Annotated in this window: 14 protein-coding genes; 13 read left to right on the top strand and 1 reads right to left on the bottom strand. The window is 62.1% G+C overall.

What is annotated here, in order from left to right; translation table 11 throughout:
• Positions 1-83 precede the first annotated feature (83 nt).
• The 10 genes from AB7G19_RS23900 (at position 84) to aat (ending at position 9,947) form a co-directional block, all read left to right on the top strand.
• Positions 84-1,487, top strand: a complete 1,404-nt coding sequence (locus tag AB7G19_RS23900; RefSeq protein WP_071914367.1) for a M48 family metalloprotease — start codon at positions 84-86, stop codon at positions 1,485-1,487.
• A 98-nt stretch (positions 1,488-1,585) separates the two neighbouring features.
• Positions 1,586-2,353, top strand: coding sequence for a DsbA family protein (locus AB7G19_RS23905; protein WP_135213478.1), 768 nt, complete (start codon positions 1,586-1,588; stop codon positions 2,351-2,353).
• Between the two features lie 237 nt (positions 2,354-2,590).
• Positions 2,591-3,385, top strand: a complete 795-nt coding sequence (locus AB7G19_RS23910) for a DUF1236 domain-containing protein (RefSeq protein WP_063983551.1) — start codon at positions 2,591-2,593, stop codon at positions 3,383-3,385.
• Between the two features lie 257 nt (positions 3,386-3,642).
• Positions 3,643-4,110, top strand: coding sequence for a type II 3-dehydroquinate dehydratase (gene aroQ / locus AB7G19_RS23915; RefSeq protein WP_135213477.1), 468 nt, complete (start codon positions 3,643-3,645; stop codon positions 4,108-4,110).
• A 35-nt stretch (positions 4,111-4,145) separates the two neighbouring features.
• Positions 4,146-4,634 (top strand): acetyl-CoA carboxylase biotin carboxyl carrier protein, encoded by a 489-nt coding sequence (gene accB / locus AB7G19_RS23920; protein WP_063983552.1) that lies wholly within the window; start codon positions 4,146-4,148, stop codon positions 4,632-4,634.
• 59 nt (positions 4,635-4,693) lie between these two features.
• Positions 4,694-6,049 carry an acetyl-CoA carboxylase biotin carboxylase subunit gene (gene accC / locus AB7G19_RS23925; protein ID WP_354123637.1) on the top strand — a complete coding sequence of 452 codons (1,356 nt, stop codon included), beginning with the start codon at positions 4,694-4,696 and terminating at the stop codon, positions 6,047-6,049.
• A gap of 103 nt (positions 6,050-6,152) precedes the next feature.
• Positions 6,153-7,670 (top strand): sensor histidine kinase, encoded by a 1,518-nt coding sequence (locus AB7G19_RS23930; RefSeq protein ID WP_166096388.1) that lies wholly within the window; start codon positions 6,153-6,155, stop codon positions 7,668-7,670.
• Complete coding sequence (locus AB7G19_RS23935) at positions 7,667-8,107, top strand: response regulator (RefSeq protein ID WP_166096387.1); 441 nt, start codon at positions 7,667-7,669, stop codon at positions 8,105-8,107. The genes AB7G19_RS23930 and AB7G19_RS23935 overlap by 4 nt, the downstream gene beginning before the upstream one ends.
• Positions 8,104-9,219, top strand: a complete 1,116-nt coding sequence (locus AB7G19_RS23940) for a sensor histidine kinase (protein WP_208071663.1) — start codon at positions 8,104-8,106, stop codon at positions 9,217-9,219. Before AB7G19_RS23935 ends, AB7G19_RS23940 begins: the two co-directional genes overlap by 4 nt.
• A 47-nt stretch (positions 9,220-9,266) precedes the next feature.
• Positions 9,267-9,947 carry a leucyl/phenylalanyl-tRNA--protein transferase gene (gene aat / locus AB7G19_RS23945; RefSeq protein WP_166096386.1) on the top strand — a complete coding sequence of 227 codons (681 nt, stop codon included), beginning with the start codon at positions 9,267-9,269 and terminating at the stop codon, positions 9,945-9,947.
• 39 nt (positions 9,948-9,986) lie between these two features.
• Here the strand turns inward: aat and AB7G19_RS23950 are convergent, their stop codons facing one another.
• Positions 9,987-11,048 (bottom strand): DUF2155 domain-containing protein, encoded by a 1,062-nt coding sequence (locus AB7G19_RS23950; RefSeq protein ID WP_354123636.1) that lies wholly within the window; start codon positions 11,046-11,048, stop codon positions 9,987-9,989.
• 252 nt (positions 11,049-11,300) lie between these two features.
• Here AB7G19_RS23950 and AB7G19_RS23955 point away from each other — a divergent pair, with 252 nt between their 5' ends.
• From AB7G19_RS23955 to AB7G19_RS23965, 3 genes are all read left to right on the top strand, one after another.
• Positions 11,301-12,644: a tyrosine-type recombinase/integrase gene (locus tag AB7G19_RS23955; RefSeq protein WP_354131264.1), complete on the top strand. Its 1,344-nt coding sequence runs from the start codon at positions 11,301-11,303 to the stop codon at positions 12,642-12,644.
• Positions 12,645-12,818: 174 nt separating this feature from the next.
• Entirely contained in the window at positions 12,819-13,064 is a 246-nt protein-coding gene (locus tag AB7G19_RS23960) for a helix-turn-helix transcriptional regulator (protein WP_354131263.1), read from the top strand.
• Between the two features lie 134 nt (positions 13,065-13,198).
• Positions 13,199-15,688, top strand: coding sequence for a phage NrS-1 polymerase family protein (locus AB7G19_RS23965; protein WP_354131262.1), 2,490 nt, complete (start codon positions 13,199-13,201; stop codon positions 15,686-15,688).
• Positions 15,689-16,439: the final 751 nt, after the last annotated feature.

Below are 16,439 nucleotides of genomic sequence, written 5' to 3' on the forward strand. Positions count from 1 at the left end.
ATATCTCGTATCCGGTCCGCCGCCAATCGCCAAAAACCAATCACGAAACTGCTTGATCAAGACCGTTTGACCCAGACCGCCTGATGTTGCTCCAGATCGCATTGCGCAAGAAGGCCTCCACCCTCACCGCCCTCGTCACTGCAGCGGCGATCGCGCTGTTGCCGACGCCGGCCGCGCATGCGCAGGCCAAGGGGCCGCCGATCCTGCGCGACACCGAGACCGAGCAGCTGCTGCGCGAATACACGCGCCCGATCCTGCGCGTTGCCGGTCTGGAAAAGCAGAACATCCAGATGGTGATCATCAACGAAAGCTCGTTCAACGCGTTCGTCGCGGACGGCCGCCGCATCTTTGTCAATTACGGCGCGATCATGCAGTCGGAGACGCCGAACCAGATCATCGGCGTGCTCGCGCACGAGACCGGGCATCTGGCCGGCGGCCATCTGTCCAAGCTGCGCGAACAGCTCGCCAACGCACAGACCCAGATGATCATCGCCATGCTGCTCGGGGCCGGCGCGATTGCCGTGGGCAGCACCCGAGGCAGCAACAGCGCCGGCAACAACGGCCTCGCCAATGCCGGTGCCGCCGCCATCGCTGGACCGCAGGAGATGATCCGCCGCACGCTGCTGTCCTATCAGCGCCAGCAGGAGGAGAACGCCGACCGCGCCGGCGTGAAATTCCTGACCGCGACCCAGCAGTCGCCGAAGGGCATGTACGAGACCTTCAAGCGCTTCACCAGCGAGAGCCTGTTCGCGTCCCGCGGCGCCGATCCCTATCTCCAGTCGCATCCGATGCCCGCCGAGCGTGTCGCATCGCTTCAGGAATTCGCCAGTTCCAGCCCCTATTGGGACAAGAAGGACGATCCCGCGCTCCAGCTCCGCCACGACATGGCGCGCGCCAAGATTTCCGCGTTCATGGAGCGGCCGGAGACGGTCTACCGCCGCTATCCCCAGACGAACGACAGCATGCCGGCGCGCTATGCCCGCGCCATCAGCACCTATCTGCACGGCGATTTACGCAGCGCCCTGGCCCAGATCGACGCGCTGATCCAGGTCCAGCCGAACAACCCGTATTTCTACGAGGTGCGCGGCCAGGCCCTGCTGGAGGGCGGCAAGCCGGCCGAAGCGATCCCTGCCCTGCGCAAGGCGGTGCAGCTGTCCAACAACGCCCCCCTCATCGAGATGTTACTTGGGCAGGCTCTGGTTGGATCGGATAATAAGGCCTACACCGATGATGCTGTTCGGATTCTCCGGGCCGCTGTGGCACGGGAACCGGAGGCCGCGCTCGGCTATATGCAGCTCGCGATGGCCTATGGCCGGAAGGGCGATTATGCCGAGGCGGATCTGGCGTCGGCGCAGGCCGCTTATCTGCGCGGCGACAACAAGACCGCCCGCGAACTCGCCACGCGCGCGAAAACCCGTTTCGCCGTCGGCACGCCCGGATGGGTCAAGGCCGACGACATCGTGGCGGCCAAGCCGCCGCGCAACTAACGCGACCAAGACGACGCCTGACACCACGACGTCACGACACCGAGCTTAAGTCCGCCGGGACGTTTTCCGAAACCAGCTTTCGATAAGAGGATTTGCCTATGCCTTCGCTGCGCCTGCTTGCTCCCGCGCTGTTCGCGCTCGCCATGTTCGGCGCAGCCGTTCCCGCGTCGGCCGACAGCTTCTCGGATGCCCAGCGCACCGACATCGAGGCGATCATCAAGAATTATCTCGTCACCCATCCCGAGGTGCTCGAGGAAGCGATGACCGAACTCACCAAGCGCCAGGCCGCGGCCGAAACGCAGAAGCATGAAGCCAGCATCGCGCAGAACTCCGATGCGATCTTCAACTCGCCGCGCCAGGTCGTGCTCGGCAACAAGGACGGCGATGTCACCTTCGTCGAGTTCTTCGATTACAATTGCGGCTACTGCAAGCGCGCGATGGGCGACATGCTCGACCTCATGAAGGCCGATCCGAAGCTGAAGGTCGTGCTGAAGGAGTTTCCGGTGCTGAGCCAGGGCTCGGTCGAAGCGGCGCAGGTCGCGGTCGCCGTGCGCATGCAGGATCCCACCGGCAAGAAGTATCTCGACTTCCACCAGAAGCTGCTCGGCGGCCGTGGCGCCGCCGACAAGGCGCGCGCGCTGCAGGCGGCCAAGGAAGCCGGCCTCGATACCGCGAAGATCGAGAAGGACATCGGCAGCCCCGAGGTGCGCGCCACCATCGAGGAGAATTTCAAGCTCGCCGAAGCGATGGGCATGAACGGCACGCCGAGCTACGTGATCGGCAAGCAGATCGTGATCGGCGCCGTCGGCCTCGAAGGCCTGAAGGAAAAGATCGGCGTTGCCCGTTGCGGCAAGGCGACTTGCTAACAAGGCGACCTGCTGATCCCGCATTTCACAATCTGCGCATGCGACGAGGCCGGCTGAACAGCCGGCCTTTTTCGTTGACCGCAGCTTTGCGCGAATTCTGGCGCGAATCCGGCGCGCGCATTCATCTCGCGTTTAAGAAACAAATACCCCGGAACCGCCGATGTTCCGGAACAACTCAAATCTCCTTTCGTTGGTGGCGCGGGCAATGACGCAAAGAAACACGTGAGGAGAAATTTGATGTCTAACCGCTTTATGATCTCGGTCGCCGCGCTCGCGCTCGTCGCAGGCACCGGGCTGGCGAACGCACAGGGCACCATGAACCGCGATAGCGGTGGCGGGGCCGGCGCGCAGCCGACGCAACATTCGCAACCCGCCGGTGGCGCAGCTGAACGTGGCGCGATGGGCAAGGAAGCCGCTCCCGAGAGGGGCACCGTCGGCCAGGCTGGCGGCGCCATGAAGCCCGGCGGAGCAGCCGAGGAGAAGTCGTCTGGCGCGACGGAGAAATCCGGTGCGATGGAAAAGTCAGGCGGGATGGAAAAATCCGGCACGATGAACAAGAACGCGGCTGACGAGAAGGCCGGCGCGACGAAGGGTGAGCACGCCCAGGGCGCGCAGGACAAGTCCAAGAGCACGATGGACAAGTCCCAGATGGACAAGTCCAAGAGCACCGAGACTGACACCAAGAGCGGCAACATGAACGCCCAGACCAAGGGCGCGGACAGCAAGGCTGCCGACACCAAGTCTCAGACCACGACCGGCGCCGCGCCTGCGACCGCTGCGGCACCGCCTGCCGAGAAGCGGACCGAGATCTCAACGGCGATCAAGTCGACCAAGATCGAAGAGACCACGAACGTCAACTTCAACATCTCGGTCGGCGCCGCGATCCCGGCATCCGTTCGCTTCCATCCGCTGCCGCCCCGGATCGTGGAAATCTATCCGGAGTGGCGCGGCTATGACGTGATCTACGTCCGCGGACAGTACATCATCGTCCGTCCGCAGACGCGCGAGATCGTGTACATCATCGAAGGCTAAGCCGCTTGGCTGACGCCCGATAAGCCCTTGCCGAGAGATCGGCAGGGGCTTTTGGCCTATTGGGCGGCCTCCCCTGCCTATCCCGCCCGGCAGCCACGATTAGAACTGGTTAACAAGCAATTTCCGTAGCTTCCGCACAGGTTTTTGCACCCCGGATGAGCTGTTTGAAGCCCCCTGGGAGGTCCTTCAAGGCTTCCCCTAGGGCGCTTTGTTACCTATAACCCCCGCCACGCCGAAGCACCTCTTGCGGGATTGGAATGGCCGAACCAGCAACCGACACGATCCTCGTTCTCAACGGGCCGAACCTCAACATGTTGGGGACGCGCGAGCCCGAGAAGTATGGCCACGCGACGCTGGCCGACGTCGAAACGCTGTGCCGCGAAGCGGCGGCGGCGTACGGCCTCAAGGCCGACTGCCGGCAGTCCAACCGCGAAGGCGAGTTGATCGACTTCATCCACGAGGCGCATGCCCGCAAGATGAAGGGCATCATCATCAATGCCGGCGGCTATTCGCACACCTCGATCGCGCTGCACGACGCGCTGCTCGCGGTGCAGATCCCGACCGTCGAAGTGCACGTGACCAACATCCACGCCCGCGAGAGCTTCCGTCACCATTCCTACACCGCGCGCGCGGCCTTCGCCTCGCTCTGCGGTTTCGGCATCGAGGGCTACCGCCTCGCGATCCAGGGCCTTGCCGCCAAGCTCGGCATCAAGCCCAAAGCCTGACGCTCCCTCTTCACACAGAACATTCGGATCAGAACATGGCGCGCCAGCCAGACGACAAAGCAGCCGTAAAGTTTTCCAGCGAGGATTCCGCGCTCGTCCGCGAGCTCGCACTTCTGCTCGATGAGACCAGCCTCACCGAGATCGAGATCGAACGGGCCGGCCTTCGCCTGCGCGTCGCCCGCAACATCAGCGTAGCCGCCACCATGCCGATGCAGATGGCGGCCGGTCCCGCCGTCCTGCCGGCGGCCGCAGCTGCCGCCGCGCCAGCCGCGGCCGACCTGTCGAAGCATCCGGGCGCGGTGATCTCGCCGATGGTCGGCACCGCCTATTGGGCGCCGGAGCCCGGCGCCAAGCCGTTCATCGAGGTCGGCAGCAAGGTCTCGGTCGGCCAGACGCTGCTGATCATCGAAGCCATGAAGACCATGAACCAGATCCCCTCGCCGCGCGCCGGCACGGTGACGCAGATTCTGGTCGAAGACGGCCAGCCGGTCGAGTACGGCGAGCCGCTCGTCATCATAGAGTAATGGTCGTGGGCGGTCAGCCGCCCTAGCCGCCTCCCGCGCGCCAGTCCCTTAAGGACACCATGTTCGACAAGATCCTCATAGCCAATCGCGGCGAGATCGCCCTTCGCATCCTGCGCGCCTGCAAGGAGCTCGGGATCGCGACCGTCGCCGTGCACTCCACTGCCGATGCCGACGCCATGCATGTGCGCCTGTCGGACGAGAGCGTCTGCATCGGGCCGCCGCCGTCCAAGGACAGCTATCTCAACGTGCCCGCGCTGCTCGCGGCCTGCGAGATCACCGGCGCGGATGCCGTGCATCCCGGCTACGGCTTCCTCTCCGAGAACGCGCGCTTCGCCGAAATCCTTGGCGAGCACAATCTGCATTTCATCGGCCCCAAGGCCGAGCACATCCGCCTGATGGGCGACAAGATCGAGGCCAAGAAGACGGCCAGGAAGCTCGGCATTCCCGTGGTGCCCGGCTCGGACGGCGCGGTCGGCCCCGAGGACGACGCGATGGCGATCGCCAGGAAGATCGGCTTCCCCGTGCTGGTCAAGGCAGCCGCCGGCGGCGGCGGCCGCGGCATGAAGGTCGCGCAGAGCGAGGCCGACCTCCAGGTGGCGCTGTCGACGGCAGCCAACGAGGCCAAGTCCGCCTTCGGTGACGCGTCCGTCTATCTCGAAAAATACCTCCAGAAGCCGCGCCACATCGAGATCCAGATCCTCGGTGACGGCCGCGGCGGCGCGATCCATCTCGGCGAGCGCGATTGCTCGCTGCAGCGCCGCCACCAGAAGGTCTGGGAGGAAGGTCCCTCGCCCGTCCTTGCCGCCGCTGCACGCGCCAAGATCGGCGAAACCTGCGCCAAGGCGATGCGCGAGATGAAATATCTCGGCGTCGGCACCATCGAATTCCTGTTCGAGGACGGCGAGTTCTACTTCATCGAGATGAATACCCGCATCCAGGTCGAGCATCCCGTCACCGAGAGCATCACCGACATCGACCTCGTGCTGGAGCAGATCCGCATCGCTGCCGGCGGCGATCTGCCGGCCAAGCAAAGCGAGATTCAGATCATCGGCCACGCGATCGAGTGCCGTATCAACGCCGAGAACCCGCAGAGCTTCCGTCCCTCGCCGGGCCGCATCACGCAATATCACCAGCCCGGCGGGCTCGGCGTGCGCATCGATTCCGCGGTCTATCAGGGCTACACCATCCCGCCCTATTACGACTCCCTCGTCGGCAAGCTCATCGTCCACGGCAAGACCCGCGCCGAATGCCTGATGCGGCTGCGCCGGGCACTGGACGAGATGGTGGTCGAGGGTATCGAGACGACGCTGCCGCTGTTCCGCGACCTGGTGCGCCAGGACGACATCATCAACGGCGACTATCACATCCACTGGCTGGAACAGTACCTCGCGGGCAAGGAACCGGTCGCGGGGTGACCCCTCTCCTCCCGTGGAACCCTTTGGCCCCCATCGCGTTCTGGACGGGGACAGTTCCGAGGGGGCCTTTTGAGTTCCGTTGACGTGACGAAGCGAGACCGTCGTGACGACTGAAGCGCAACGACGGCGCTCCATGTGGCAGATCCTGCTGTTCTCGGCGGGTCTTCTGGTGTTGACCGTGATCAGCGCCGGCTCCGTCTACCTGGTCAACAAGGCCAGAGACGATAGCAAATGGGTGATCCACACCATCGAGGCGGAGAACCAGATCAACGCTCTGCTGCTGGAAATCCGGCGTGCCGAGAGCGCCGCCCGCGGCTATCTCCTGACCCAAGGGGCGGATTTCAAGGCCGACCATGAGAAAGCCGTGGCAGCGATCATACCTGCCCTCGACAAGCTCACGCGCCTGACCCGCGATAATCCGGACCAACGCGGCAACATCGAGAAGCTGAGCGCGGCGATCGAAATCCGGCTGGGGCAATTCAAGCAGGAGTTGGACTTCATCGGCCAGAATCGGCCGGACAAGGCCATAGCGCAGGTCCGCGAGGCCGCCTCCACCGACACCACGGCCGAGATCAGCAAAGTCGCCGTCTCCATGATCCAGGAGGAGGAGCGTCTGTTCCGGCTCCGATCGGCCAATTCCGACCGCAGCCAGACGCTGGCGGCCTCGATGACCGGCATCGGTTCGGGCCTCGTGGTGCTGCTGACCCTGATCTCGATCTGGCTGGTGCGGCGCTCGGTGCTGGCCCGCGACGAGGCCGAGACGCGCCTGCGCGACGCCTACGCCAACCTCGAGACCGTGGTCGACGAACGCACGGCAGACCTGCGCGAGGCCAACAACGAGATTCAGCGCTTTGCCTATATCGTCAGCCACGACCTTCGTTCGCCACTCGTCAACATCATGGGCTTCACCAGCGAACTCGAAGAGCTCAGCGGCGACATTTTCCGCCGTATCGGCGGCCTTACCCATGTCCCGGCCGATGGCCCGCCGCTAGCTGACGGCGAGGTCACGCTCGAAGGCCCCGACAAGCAGCTTTCAACGGATTTTTCCGAAGCGCTCGGCTTCATCAAGTCGTCGATCGCCAAGATGGACCGCCTGATCTCGGCGATCCTCAACCTCACCCGCGAGGGCCGGCGCGAATTCGTGCCCGAAAAGATCGACACCCGCGAGTTGATCGAAGCCATCGTCTCGACGCTGGCGCATCAGTCCGCCGAAGCGCAGGCCGAGATCCATGTCGCGCCGCTGCCGGATCTCGTCAGCGACCGCCTTGCGCTGGAGCAGATCTTCTCCAATCTGATCGACAATGCCATCAAATATCTCAAGGCCGGCGCCCCCGGCGAGATCAGAATCCGCGGGCGCACCAAGCTTGGCTACGCTATCTTCGAGATCAGCGATAACGGCCGCGGGATCGATCCGAAAGATCACCAGCGGATTTTCGACCTGTTTCGCCGGGCGGGAACCCAGGACAAGCCTGGTCAGGGCATCGGTCTTGCGCATGTGCGTGCACTTGTGCGCCGCCTCGGCGGTACCATGTCGGTATCATCGGAACTGAATACCGGCAGCACCTTCACCATCACGCTGCCCATCACCTGGAACACGAGCAACCGGAACGCCGACCAATGACTCAACCCGTCACCATCATCATGATCGAGGACGACGAGGGCCACGCCCGGCTGATCGAGCGCAACATCCGCCGATCCGGCGTCAACAACGAGATCATTCCCTTCGCCAACGGCACGGACGCGATGAAGCACCTGTTCGGCGCCGACGGCAGCGGGCTCGTGCAGAAGGGCAATGCGCTCCTGATCCTGCTCGATCTCAATCTCCCCGACATGACCGGGATCGACATCCTGAAGCAGATCAAGGAGAACAAATATCTGAAGGCCTCGCCCGTGGTGGTGCTGACCACCACCGACGACAGCCAGGAAATCAAGCGCTGCTACGAGCTCGGCTGCAACGTCTACATCACCAAGCCCGTGAACTACGAGAATTTCGCCAATGCCATCCGGCAGCTCGGCCTGTTCTTCTCGGTCATCCAGGTCCCGCCCGCCGCCTCATGAACCAGCACCCGCCTACACTGCTCTACATCGACGACGACGCGGCGCTGGCCCGCCTGGTCGAGCGCGGCCTGACGCGGCGCGGCTACAAGGTCATTCATGCCGCGAGCGGCGAGGAAGGCCTGGAGCGTATCCGTCGCGCGGGGACCCAAAACAGCGCCGACGGCTGCATCGACGTCGTGGCGCTCGACCAGTACATGCCCGGCCTCGACGGGCTGGAGACGCTCGAGCAGATCATGGCGATCGCAGGCGCTCCGCCCGTGGTGTTCGTCACCGCATCGCAGGATTCCAGCATCGCGGTCACCGCGCTGAAGGCGGGCGCGGCCGATTATCTCGTCAAGGACGTCAAGGGCGACTTCATCCCCCTGCTCCACGTCGCCGCCGACGGCGCGCTACGCCAGGCCGAATTGCAGAAGGCGCGCGAGGAAGCCGAGGCCGAGATCCACGCATCGCGCGACCGCTACGCCGCGCTCGCTGCCGAACGTGAGCTGCTGCTGCGCGAGGTCAATCACCGCGTCGGCAACTCGCTCCAGATCATCGCCTCGCTGCTGCATCTCCAGGCGAACTCCGCAGGCCAGGAAGAGGTCAAGGCGGCGCTGACCAACGCGATGGGCCGCGTCGCCGCGGTCGCGCAGGTGCACCGCCGGCTCTACACCTCGCAGGACCTGAAGAGCGTGGTGCTCAACCAGTATCTGGATTCGCTGCTCGAGGATCTCAGGCGCTCGGCCGAAGGCAACCGGATGTCGCGGCTGACGGTGAAGGCCGAGCCGATCGAGATCGATCCGGACCGCGCCGTCGCCGTCGGCATCATCGTCAACGAGCTGGTGATGAACGCGGTGAAATACGCCTATCCCGACGGCGCCGGCCCCATCCATGTCGAGCTGACCTCGCAGGGCGAGGATCTGCTGCTGGCGATCACCGACAACGGCGTCGGCGACAAGGTCAAGGCGGATCCACGCTCGACCGGCATGGGCCAGCGCATCGTCGCGGCGATGGCCACCAAGCTCGACGCCACCGTCGAGCGCGACCCCGCCCATTCCGGAACTCGCGTCATGCTGAGGTTCCGCCGCACGCCCGCGGCCCCCGACAAGACCAACAACGCCGCCGCAGGCTGACCCTCGCCCCCTTCGCAACACCTCCACGATCCTGCTATTGTTGCGCCATGACTTCGCGCGACTCCGCTTCGTCTGAAATCACGCCGGCCGTGCTGTTGCGTGCCTATGCCTGCGGCATTTTTCCGATGGCCGAGAGCGCCGACGATCCGACACTGTTCTGGGTCGAGCCGGAATTGCGCGGCGTGATCCCGCTCGAGGGATTTCGCGTGGCCTCGCGGCTCGCGCGCACCGTCCGTACGGACGCCTTTCGCGTCACCGTCAACACCGCGTTCAAGGCAACGATCGCCGGCTGCGCGGCGCCGCAAGCGGGACGCGAGGACACCTGGATCAACAAGCGGATCCGCGACCTCTATGGCGGCCTCTACGAGCTCGGCCATTGCCACAGCGTCGAGGCCTGGCAGGGCGACGACCTCGTCGGCGGGCTCTACGGCGTGAGCCTCGGACGCGCCTTCTTCGGCGAGAGCATGTTTCACACCGCGCGCGATGCCTCGAAGGTCGCGCTGGTGCATCTGGTCGCGCGGCTGATCCATGGCGGCTTCGAGCTGCTCGACACGCAATACGTCACCGAGCACTTGAAGAGTTTTGGCGCGGTCGAGATTTCGCGTCGGCGCTACACCGCACTGCTCGACAAGGCCCTCGCCGGCGACCCCGGCGATTTCCTGAGGCTGTCAGCCGGTGACGCGATCCCGGGCGCGCGCGCGCTCGACATCGTCGCCTCCCGGCCATAATCGGTGATGGGGCCTAGCGCCCGAACCCGGGGATTTGGTCTAACGCCCAAACCCCGGGATACCGAACAGGCCCGGCCGCTGCTCCGGCGGCGGCGGGGGTGGCGGCGCCGGCTGCTGCTGCTGGATCGGCGGCAAGGGCTGCGGCGGGCGCTGCTGCACGGCCTGCTTGGGTGGCGCCGCCTTCTTCTGCGCGGGCGGCGGAGCCGGCGGCTTTGCCGCGGCCGGATCGGGCGCCGCGGTTGCAATGGTCTGCTGCGGCTCTTTGCAGTCGGTGAGCCAGATGTCGTAGATCGGATGCTCGACGCCGTGCAGGCCGGGGCTTGCCGCATACATCCAGCCCGAGAAGATGCGCTTCACCTCGCCCTGCAAGGTGATCTCGTCGACCTCGACGAAGGCGTCGGTATTGGTGGCCTCCGTCGCCGGCCGCGTGTAGCAGGCGTCGGTCTTGACCCGCAGCGCGCCGAACTGGACGGTCTCGCCGATGTCCTCGTCGAAATTGATGATGCGCCCGGTGATCTTGTCGAGGCCGGAGAAGGTCGCCTTCTTGTTCACGATCTTCTGGGCCGGCGGCTCGGTCACGACCTCGTCGCCCGGCTGGAGGCTAGCCGGGGTCTGCGGGACAGTGCCGCCCGGCCCGCCCTTCTGCTGGGGCTGGCGCTGACCGGGCGCACCCGGGGCGGCTTGCGGATTGGGCGGAGCGACCGCCACGGACGGCGGCGGCTGGTTCGGCGGAGCGACGGTTGAGCCCGGCGGCGGCGCCAGGGGCTGGGACTCGACCGGCCCCGGCATCACGTTACCTTGCCGGCCCGGCGGCGGCGCCATCGGGCGCGACGGCAGCACGCGGCCCTGCGGCGGCAGCTCGGGGACCTCTTCGTCGTCATCGGGGATCTGAGGCTGCGGCTGACCACGCGGAATCGAACCCGGCGGCCGCGGCGGCGGGTCGGAGAAGATCGTGCCGATCTGCGCCTGCGCGGGCGTCGCAACCGTCAATGCGGTGGCGGCCAGAAGCGCCGCAAGACCTGGCAGGGCAAGTCTTGTAAGGGTAAAGGTTCGAACCATCTTCTCGCGCGGCTTCAACAGCGAATCGGGCTTGCTGGACATTCTACAGGGGATACCGCCGCTCGCAGGCCATCCGGTTAACACGGCGAATACGGCGGGGGAAGGGCGGCCGTAGCTTGGCGGCGTCACGCGACGTCACTAGCGATCACGAGCGCACTTAACTCTTTGAGCTTGTTTTATTATCCCCAAGTTTAGACGATCATGAGCGATCATGAAGAAACAGGCGCAGAGAGCAGTGGTGAACTCGGAAAGGTGAATGTCTAGCGTGGCGATTAACCAGCGAGGTCGCCAGCAGTGCACGCACCAAATCCCCATAGACCCCAGCCAGCAAGCCCCAAAAAAGGTCTCACCCTCAAAACCATCCAAACCCTTGTCCAAGCCGCTCAGCCGGGCATGTGGGCGCACGAACGCGGGCTATGCCTTGCGGTCGCCAAAAGCGGCTCAGCCTTCTGGGCGTTCCGCTATTCCACAGCAGAGGGTCGGCGGCGACTGATGACCTTGCAGCCGTACCAGCCGATCGATGCAGCCGGGCTGAAAGCCCTCGAATGGCAGGCTGCGGAACTCCGCAAGCTGATCAAGGCAGGCCGCGACCCGTTGGCCGAACGCGACGCGGACGCCGCCGCGACCGCTACGGCGGGCACGACGGTCAACCGATTAGCCGTCGATACATTCGAGGAAGTCGCCCGCGACTACATCGCTCAACATAAGGATGGTTGGAAAAGTGCGAAACACCTTCAGCAGTGGGAAAACACGCTCGAAACCTATGCATATCCGATCATCGGCAAATTACGATCGCACGAGATCACAACCGATGACGTGTTGAAGGTCTTGCGACAGGATCACGAGCGCGCGGAAAAGAACGACACGCTTTGGACAGGCGCACGTGAAACAGCATCGCGTCTCCGTATGAGAATCGAAACCGTGATCGGCGCCGCGAAGGCGAAAGGGATAACCAATCCCGACACGCGCGAAATTTGGATCAACCATCACAACCCGGCGCAATGGAAGGATCATCTTGAACATTGGCTGAACGGGAAGCAATCGAGAGGACATTTCAACGCCATGGACTGGAAAGACGCACCCGCATTCATGATCGAATTGCGCGAGAAACCTGACTACAGCGCAAAGGCATTGATGCTGACAATTCTCTGCGCGACGCGCACGAACGAAACGCTAAACGCGCAACGGACCGAATTCGATCTAGACAATGCGATCTGGATCATCCCTGCCGAGCGTATGAAAGCGGGCGTAGAACACCGCGTCCCTTTGTCGGATGCTGCTGTTCAGCTACTGCGGTCGCTACCAACGATCGATGAGAACCCCTACGCATTTCCCGGTATGAAGCGCGGTAAGCCGCTAGGCCACATGAGCATGTTGGAATTGCTATGCGGAATGCGCGAAGGCTTCACAGTACACGGCTTTAGATCAACGTTCCAAGATTGGGCGGAAGACACAACCGTGCATCCGGACGTGATCACCGATATGGCACTCGCGCACACGATCAAGAACAAGACCAAGCGGGCCTATCGCCGGGGCAATGCATTCGACCGCCGCCGCGATCTAATGCAACAATGGTGCGACTACCTCTTAACGGACGCACCGACATACAAAGCGAAATGGGAAAAACTGATCGCCTGAAAGCGGATTGTGTATAATCCCCGGAAGAAGCCCGTTCGCGGGCTTTTTCTTTTTGACGCATCGTGAGCGAATATGAGACTGCTTAGCTAGTCGCGTGGTCGGATGACAGCGGCGTAAGGGTCGGATGGCCTGAGTTGCGGTGAAGACGCAGCGTGCGTGGGTGGATGCCCTGCAATGCCCATCAATTCGAAGCAGGACCCCGCCCACATGTCCCAGGACAGCACGACCATTCTGACCACCGATCAAGTCTGCCAGCGCCTCACGATCTCCGCGCCGACGCTACGCCGCTACTCCAAAGCAGGCCACGGCTTCCCTCCCAAGATTCCCTTAGGTCCGCGTCGTGTCGGCTATCTCGCCAGCGACATCGAGAACTACATCGCGAACCGGCGCAAAGCCGCACTCGCCACAGCGGACGGTTAATCGTCCGGTTAGTGGCGCGACAATCTGTGAACCCTCTCAATGAAAACGGCGGAACGTTCATCCGCAGCACGGAGAAGTAGGCCCCGCCAGTGGCACCCGGCAGGGCCTCAATCAACGTCATTTAGGAAAGTCCGATGACTATACACGCTCATGTCGCGCGGCTCAACAGCTTCGCGCAGCCATCCCCTCACCTCGCCGATCCTCTCGCAGGACTGACAGCCCTTCCGCAATGGGTGCTATGGCGACTTGAGCAATACGATGGTGAACCGAAACCGCGCAAAATCCCTTACGATCCGAAGACGCTTCAACGCGCCGATACGACCAATCCGACCACATGGGCGAGTTTCGAAACCGCAACGACGATCGCAACGATCAATCCGGAATTCCGCATCGGCTTCGTCTTCACCCTGAACGATCCGTATATCTTCGTTGACCTAGACGGGTGCCGCGATCCGGACACCGGCACATATAACGACGAAGCAACGCATATTTGCACGCGCCTATTTCCGGGCGTCGCAGCTGAGGTTAGCCAATCAGGAACAGGTTTACACCTGATCATGAGAGGCGACAAAACCCAATTCGGCAATCGGCGCAACAAATGGGGCGGTCGATTTGAGTTCTATCAAAACAACCGCTTTGTTGCGATTGCGGGTAACGAATGGATTGGCAACGCCGATCTAGAGCAAACGGCATCGCTGCAAACATTCCTGCAAATTCGTGAACATGGCCGCGACAATCAAGAACTCGATACGATCCGCGATCCACGATGGTCAGGGCCGGAAGACGATCAAGAACTACTGGCCCGCATGCTTGCATCTGATGATAAGATTTCATCGGAGCGAATTGCCGAGCTGAACGACGCTATCATGCGCGATCCGAGCAACTTTGTCGCGAAAGCCCAATTCGACATTTTAAGCCGTCGCGTTCCATTCGCCGCGCTGTGGAACGCTGATGCAAATGTATTGAACCAGTTCTATCCGTCGTCGGCAGGAAAGCTATTCGACCACAGTGCGGCGGATCTGGCGCTTATGAACAAGCTCGCTTTCTGGAGCGGCAAGGATCACGTGCGGATGATCCGGCTTTTCAGCATGTCGGCATTAGGCAAACGCGAGAAATGGTGCAACCGGGCATATTATCGCAACAGGACAGCCAGCAGCAGCAACCAGTCATGTCGCGATGTTTATCGGGGCACCAATCAAGAGCGACGAGACAAACAGCGCCAAGAAAACGAGCGGATCGGCGAACAGCTTGAATTCGATATCACGACGAAGCTGATCACGCTGGATGAAATGATCAGCGATTTCTATTTCGTCAGCGGCGTCGGAGCGTCGGGCGGCGTGGCAAGCGCAAAGACGCTGAACGTTCTGTCTGTTGCGGTTGCGCGCAACGAATACGCGCCGTCAAAACACCCGCTTGAATACACCGATAAGCGAACGGGCGAAACAAAGACTAAGATCGTTCCAGCGTTTGAACAATGGTTGCCGCACGAAAAGCGAAAACGCGTTGATAGCGTTACATGGAAGCCGGAAGGTGGCTCGATTTGCGACGTTCCGGAAAAGGTTGGTCTAAGCGGGTTCAACACGTGGCGCGGATTGATCAAGCCAACGTGGCATGATCACTTCATCAACGATAATCAGTTGCGCGAGCGATGGCTGACAAGATGGCGCGAACACCTCGGCTATCTGGTCCCGATCGAAGCTGAGCGCGATCTATTTGAACGCTGGCTTGCGCACATTTTGCAGCACCCCGGCGAGAAAGTCGAAACGGCTTGGTGCTTCGTCGCGAACATGACCGGCATTGGCCGCAACTGGCTTGGTAGCGTTCTCTCGCGCGTGGTGCGCGGCTACGTGCTGAACAACGCGATTTTGGATGTTGTCCTAGACGGCAAGTTCAACGGTCGAATGTCGCGCAAATTGCTGATGATCGTTGACGAAGCCAAGGCAGGAATGCGCGGCCCGAACACATGGGCGTTGTCCGAGAAACTTAAAACGATGGTCAATCCGGACTTCCGCGAGATAAACGAAAAGCACGGCTTGGAATGGGTGGAACACAACGCGATGCGTTGGCTTGTGTTTTCCAACAATTGGGACGCGCTCCCCATTGAACGCGACGATCGGCGATGGAACATCGTCGAAAACCCGACGAAACCGCAATCAACTGCTTATTACAAAGAAATCTATGACCTTGTCCGGCGCGATGAATTCATTGCGGCGGTATGGGCGCATCTGTCCACACGGCCGCTAGACGGCTTCAACGTCGGCGATCGATCGATAAACAATGCCGCACGCGAAAGGATGCTCAACAGCGTTTCGACCGATCTTGAACAGGCGCTAAAGGAATTCAAAGACCAATGCAGCGCCCAAGTGGTCGATTACATCACCATCGAAAACTTTCTCAGGCAACGCGCGCCCGGCGAACAGCTCAATAAAGCCGCGATCAGACGCAACCTGATGAAGCTTGACATGGTGTATCTGGATAAACGCATTGGCACCGGAAACGACAAAAGACGCATGGTGATCGTCCGCGACTTGAGACCAGCCGATGTTTACGACAACCCCGCCCGCTGGCAGGCTTCGGCAACTCACACCACAGCAGCAACGTTTTTCAACCAACCATCCGAATGATCATCAAGCCCGGCTTCGCACCGGGCTTTTTGTTGCCCTCCCGGTCACAGTGGCAGCTTCCATAATTTCATTTTCATCTCGCTGGACAGCTTGGACAGCCTTTCTGCTACTCTAGAAGAAAATACATCAGGCATGTTTCGTCTCGTAGGGGAATGGGAGACCTGTCCAAGCTGTCCAGCCGAATTATGGAGAAGGACGATCCACGGCGGAAGAACCATCCGCCGTGCTCGCCGTCCCAACCATCTGAATTGATTGCCGTTGGAACAAGCGACGGTCATGCGATGATCGGGGCACTCACCACCCTGATCACCAAATTGATCACTTCCTCGGTTACGATGATGATTGCGACGGTCGCCACGCGAGCCCCCCCTCCCCCTGGACAAATAGCGTCACACCGTTCCATCGGGCGGCGTCCCGGCTACAGGGTGAGCGCCCGGCGATTTGCTGCCGCCCGACTTATCCACAGGTAAGTTGCATGAATCTCCGATTGCTACCATCGCAATTTTCACCCGCATCAATTCGCAATAGCACCACGCATCACGACGATTTTCACCCGCATCAATTTGTAACGTCGCAATAGCACAACGCATCACGACGATTTTGTCCGCATCAATTTGTAACTCATGTTTGCCGTCGATCGGGAGACGCCCGATGCGTCTCTCGACTTTGCTTCATGGGTGATTCATGAGTGCCACACGACGCGTGTCCGGGGATGTTTGACCTTCCCGCCCGGCGCTGATCCCAAAAGGTC

Source organism: Bradyrhizobium sp. 215_C5_N1_1 (assembly GCF_052075935.1).
In the GTDB taxonomy this organism is placed as follows: domain Bacteria; phylum Pseudomonadota; class Alphaproteobacteria; order Rhizobiales; family Xanthobacteraceae; genus Bradyrhizobium; species Bradyrhizobium barranii.

Coding starts and splice junctions, on each gene's coding strand:
- aat (WP_166096386.1), top strand. CDS start 9,267: ATGACTTCGCGCGACTCCGCTTCGTCTGAAATCACGCCGGCCGTGCTG.
- AB7G19_RS23965 (WP_354131262.1), top strand. CDS start 13,199: ATGACTATACACGCTCATGTCGCGCGGCTCAACAGCTTCGCGCAGCCA.
- accB (WP_063983552.1), top strand. CDS start 4,146: ATGGCGCGCCAGCCAGACGACAAAGCAGCCGTAAAGTTTTCCAGCGAG.
- AB7G19_RS23910 (WP_063983551.1), top strand. CDS start 2,591: ATGTCTAACCGCTTTATGATCTCGGTCGCCGCGCTCGCGCTCGTCGCA.
- aroQ (WP_135213477.1), top strand. CDS start 3,643: ATGGCCGAACCAGCAACCGACACGATCCTCGTTCTCAACGGGCCGAAC.
- accC (WP_354123637.1), top strand. CDS start 4,694: ATGTTCGACAAGATCCTCATAGCCAATCGCGGCGAGATCGCCCTTCGC.
- AB7G19_RS23905 (WP_135213478.1), top strand. CDS start 1,586: ATGCCTTCGCTGCGCCTGCTTGCTCCCGCGCTGTTCGCGCTCGCCATG.
- AB7G19_RS23935 (WP_166096387.1), top strand. CDS start 7,667: ATGACTCAACCCGTCACCATCATCATGATCGAGGACGACGAGGGCCAC.
- AB7G19_RS23950 (WP_354123636.1), bottom strand. CDS start 11,048: ATGTCCAGCAAGCCCGATTCGCTGTTGAAGCCGCGCGAGAAGATGGTT.
- AB7G19_RS23940 (WP_208071663.1), top strand. CDS start 8,104: ATGAACCAGCACCCGCCTACACTGCTCTACATCGACGACGACGCGGCG.
- AB7G19_RS23900 (WP_071914367.1), top strand. CDS start 84: ATGTTGCTCCAGATCGCATTGCGCAAGAAGGCCTCCACCCTCACCGCC.
- AB7G19_RS23960 (WP_354131263.1), top strand. CDS start 12,819: ATGCCCATCAATTCGAAGCAGGACCCCGCCCACATGTCCCAGGACAGC.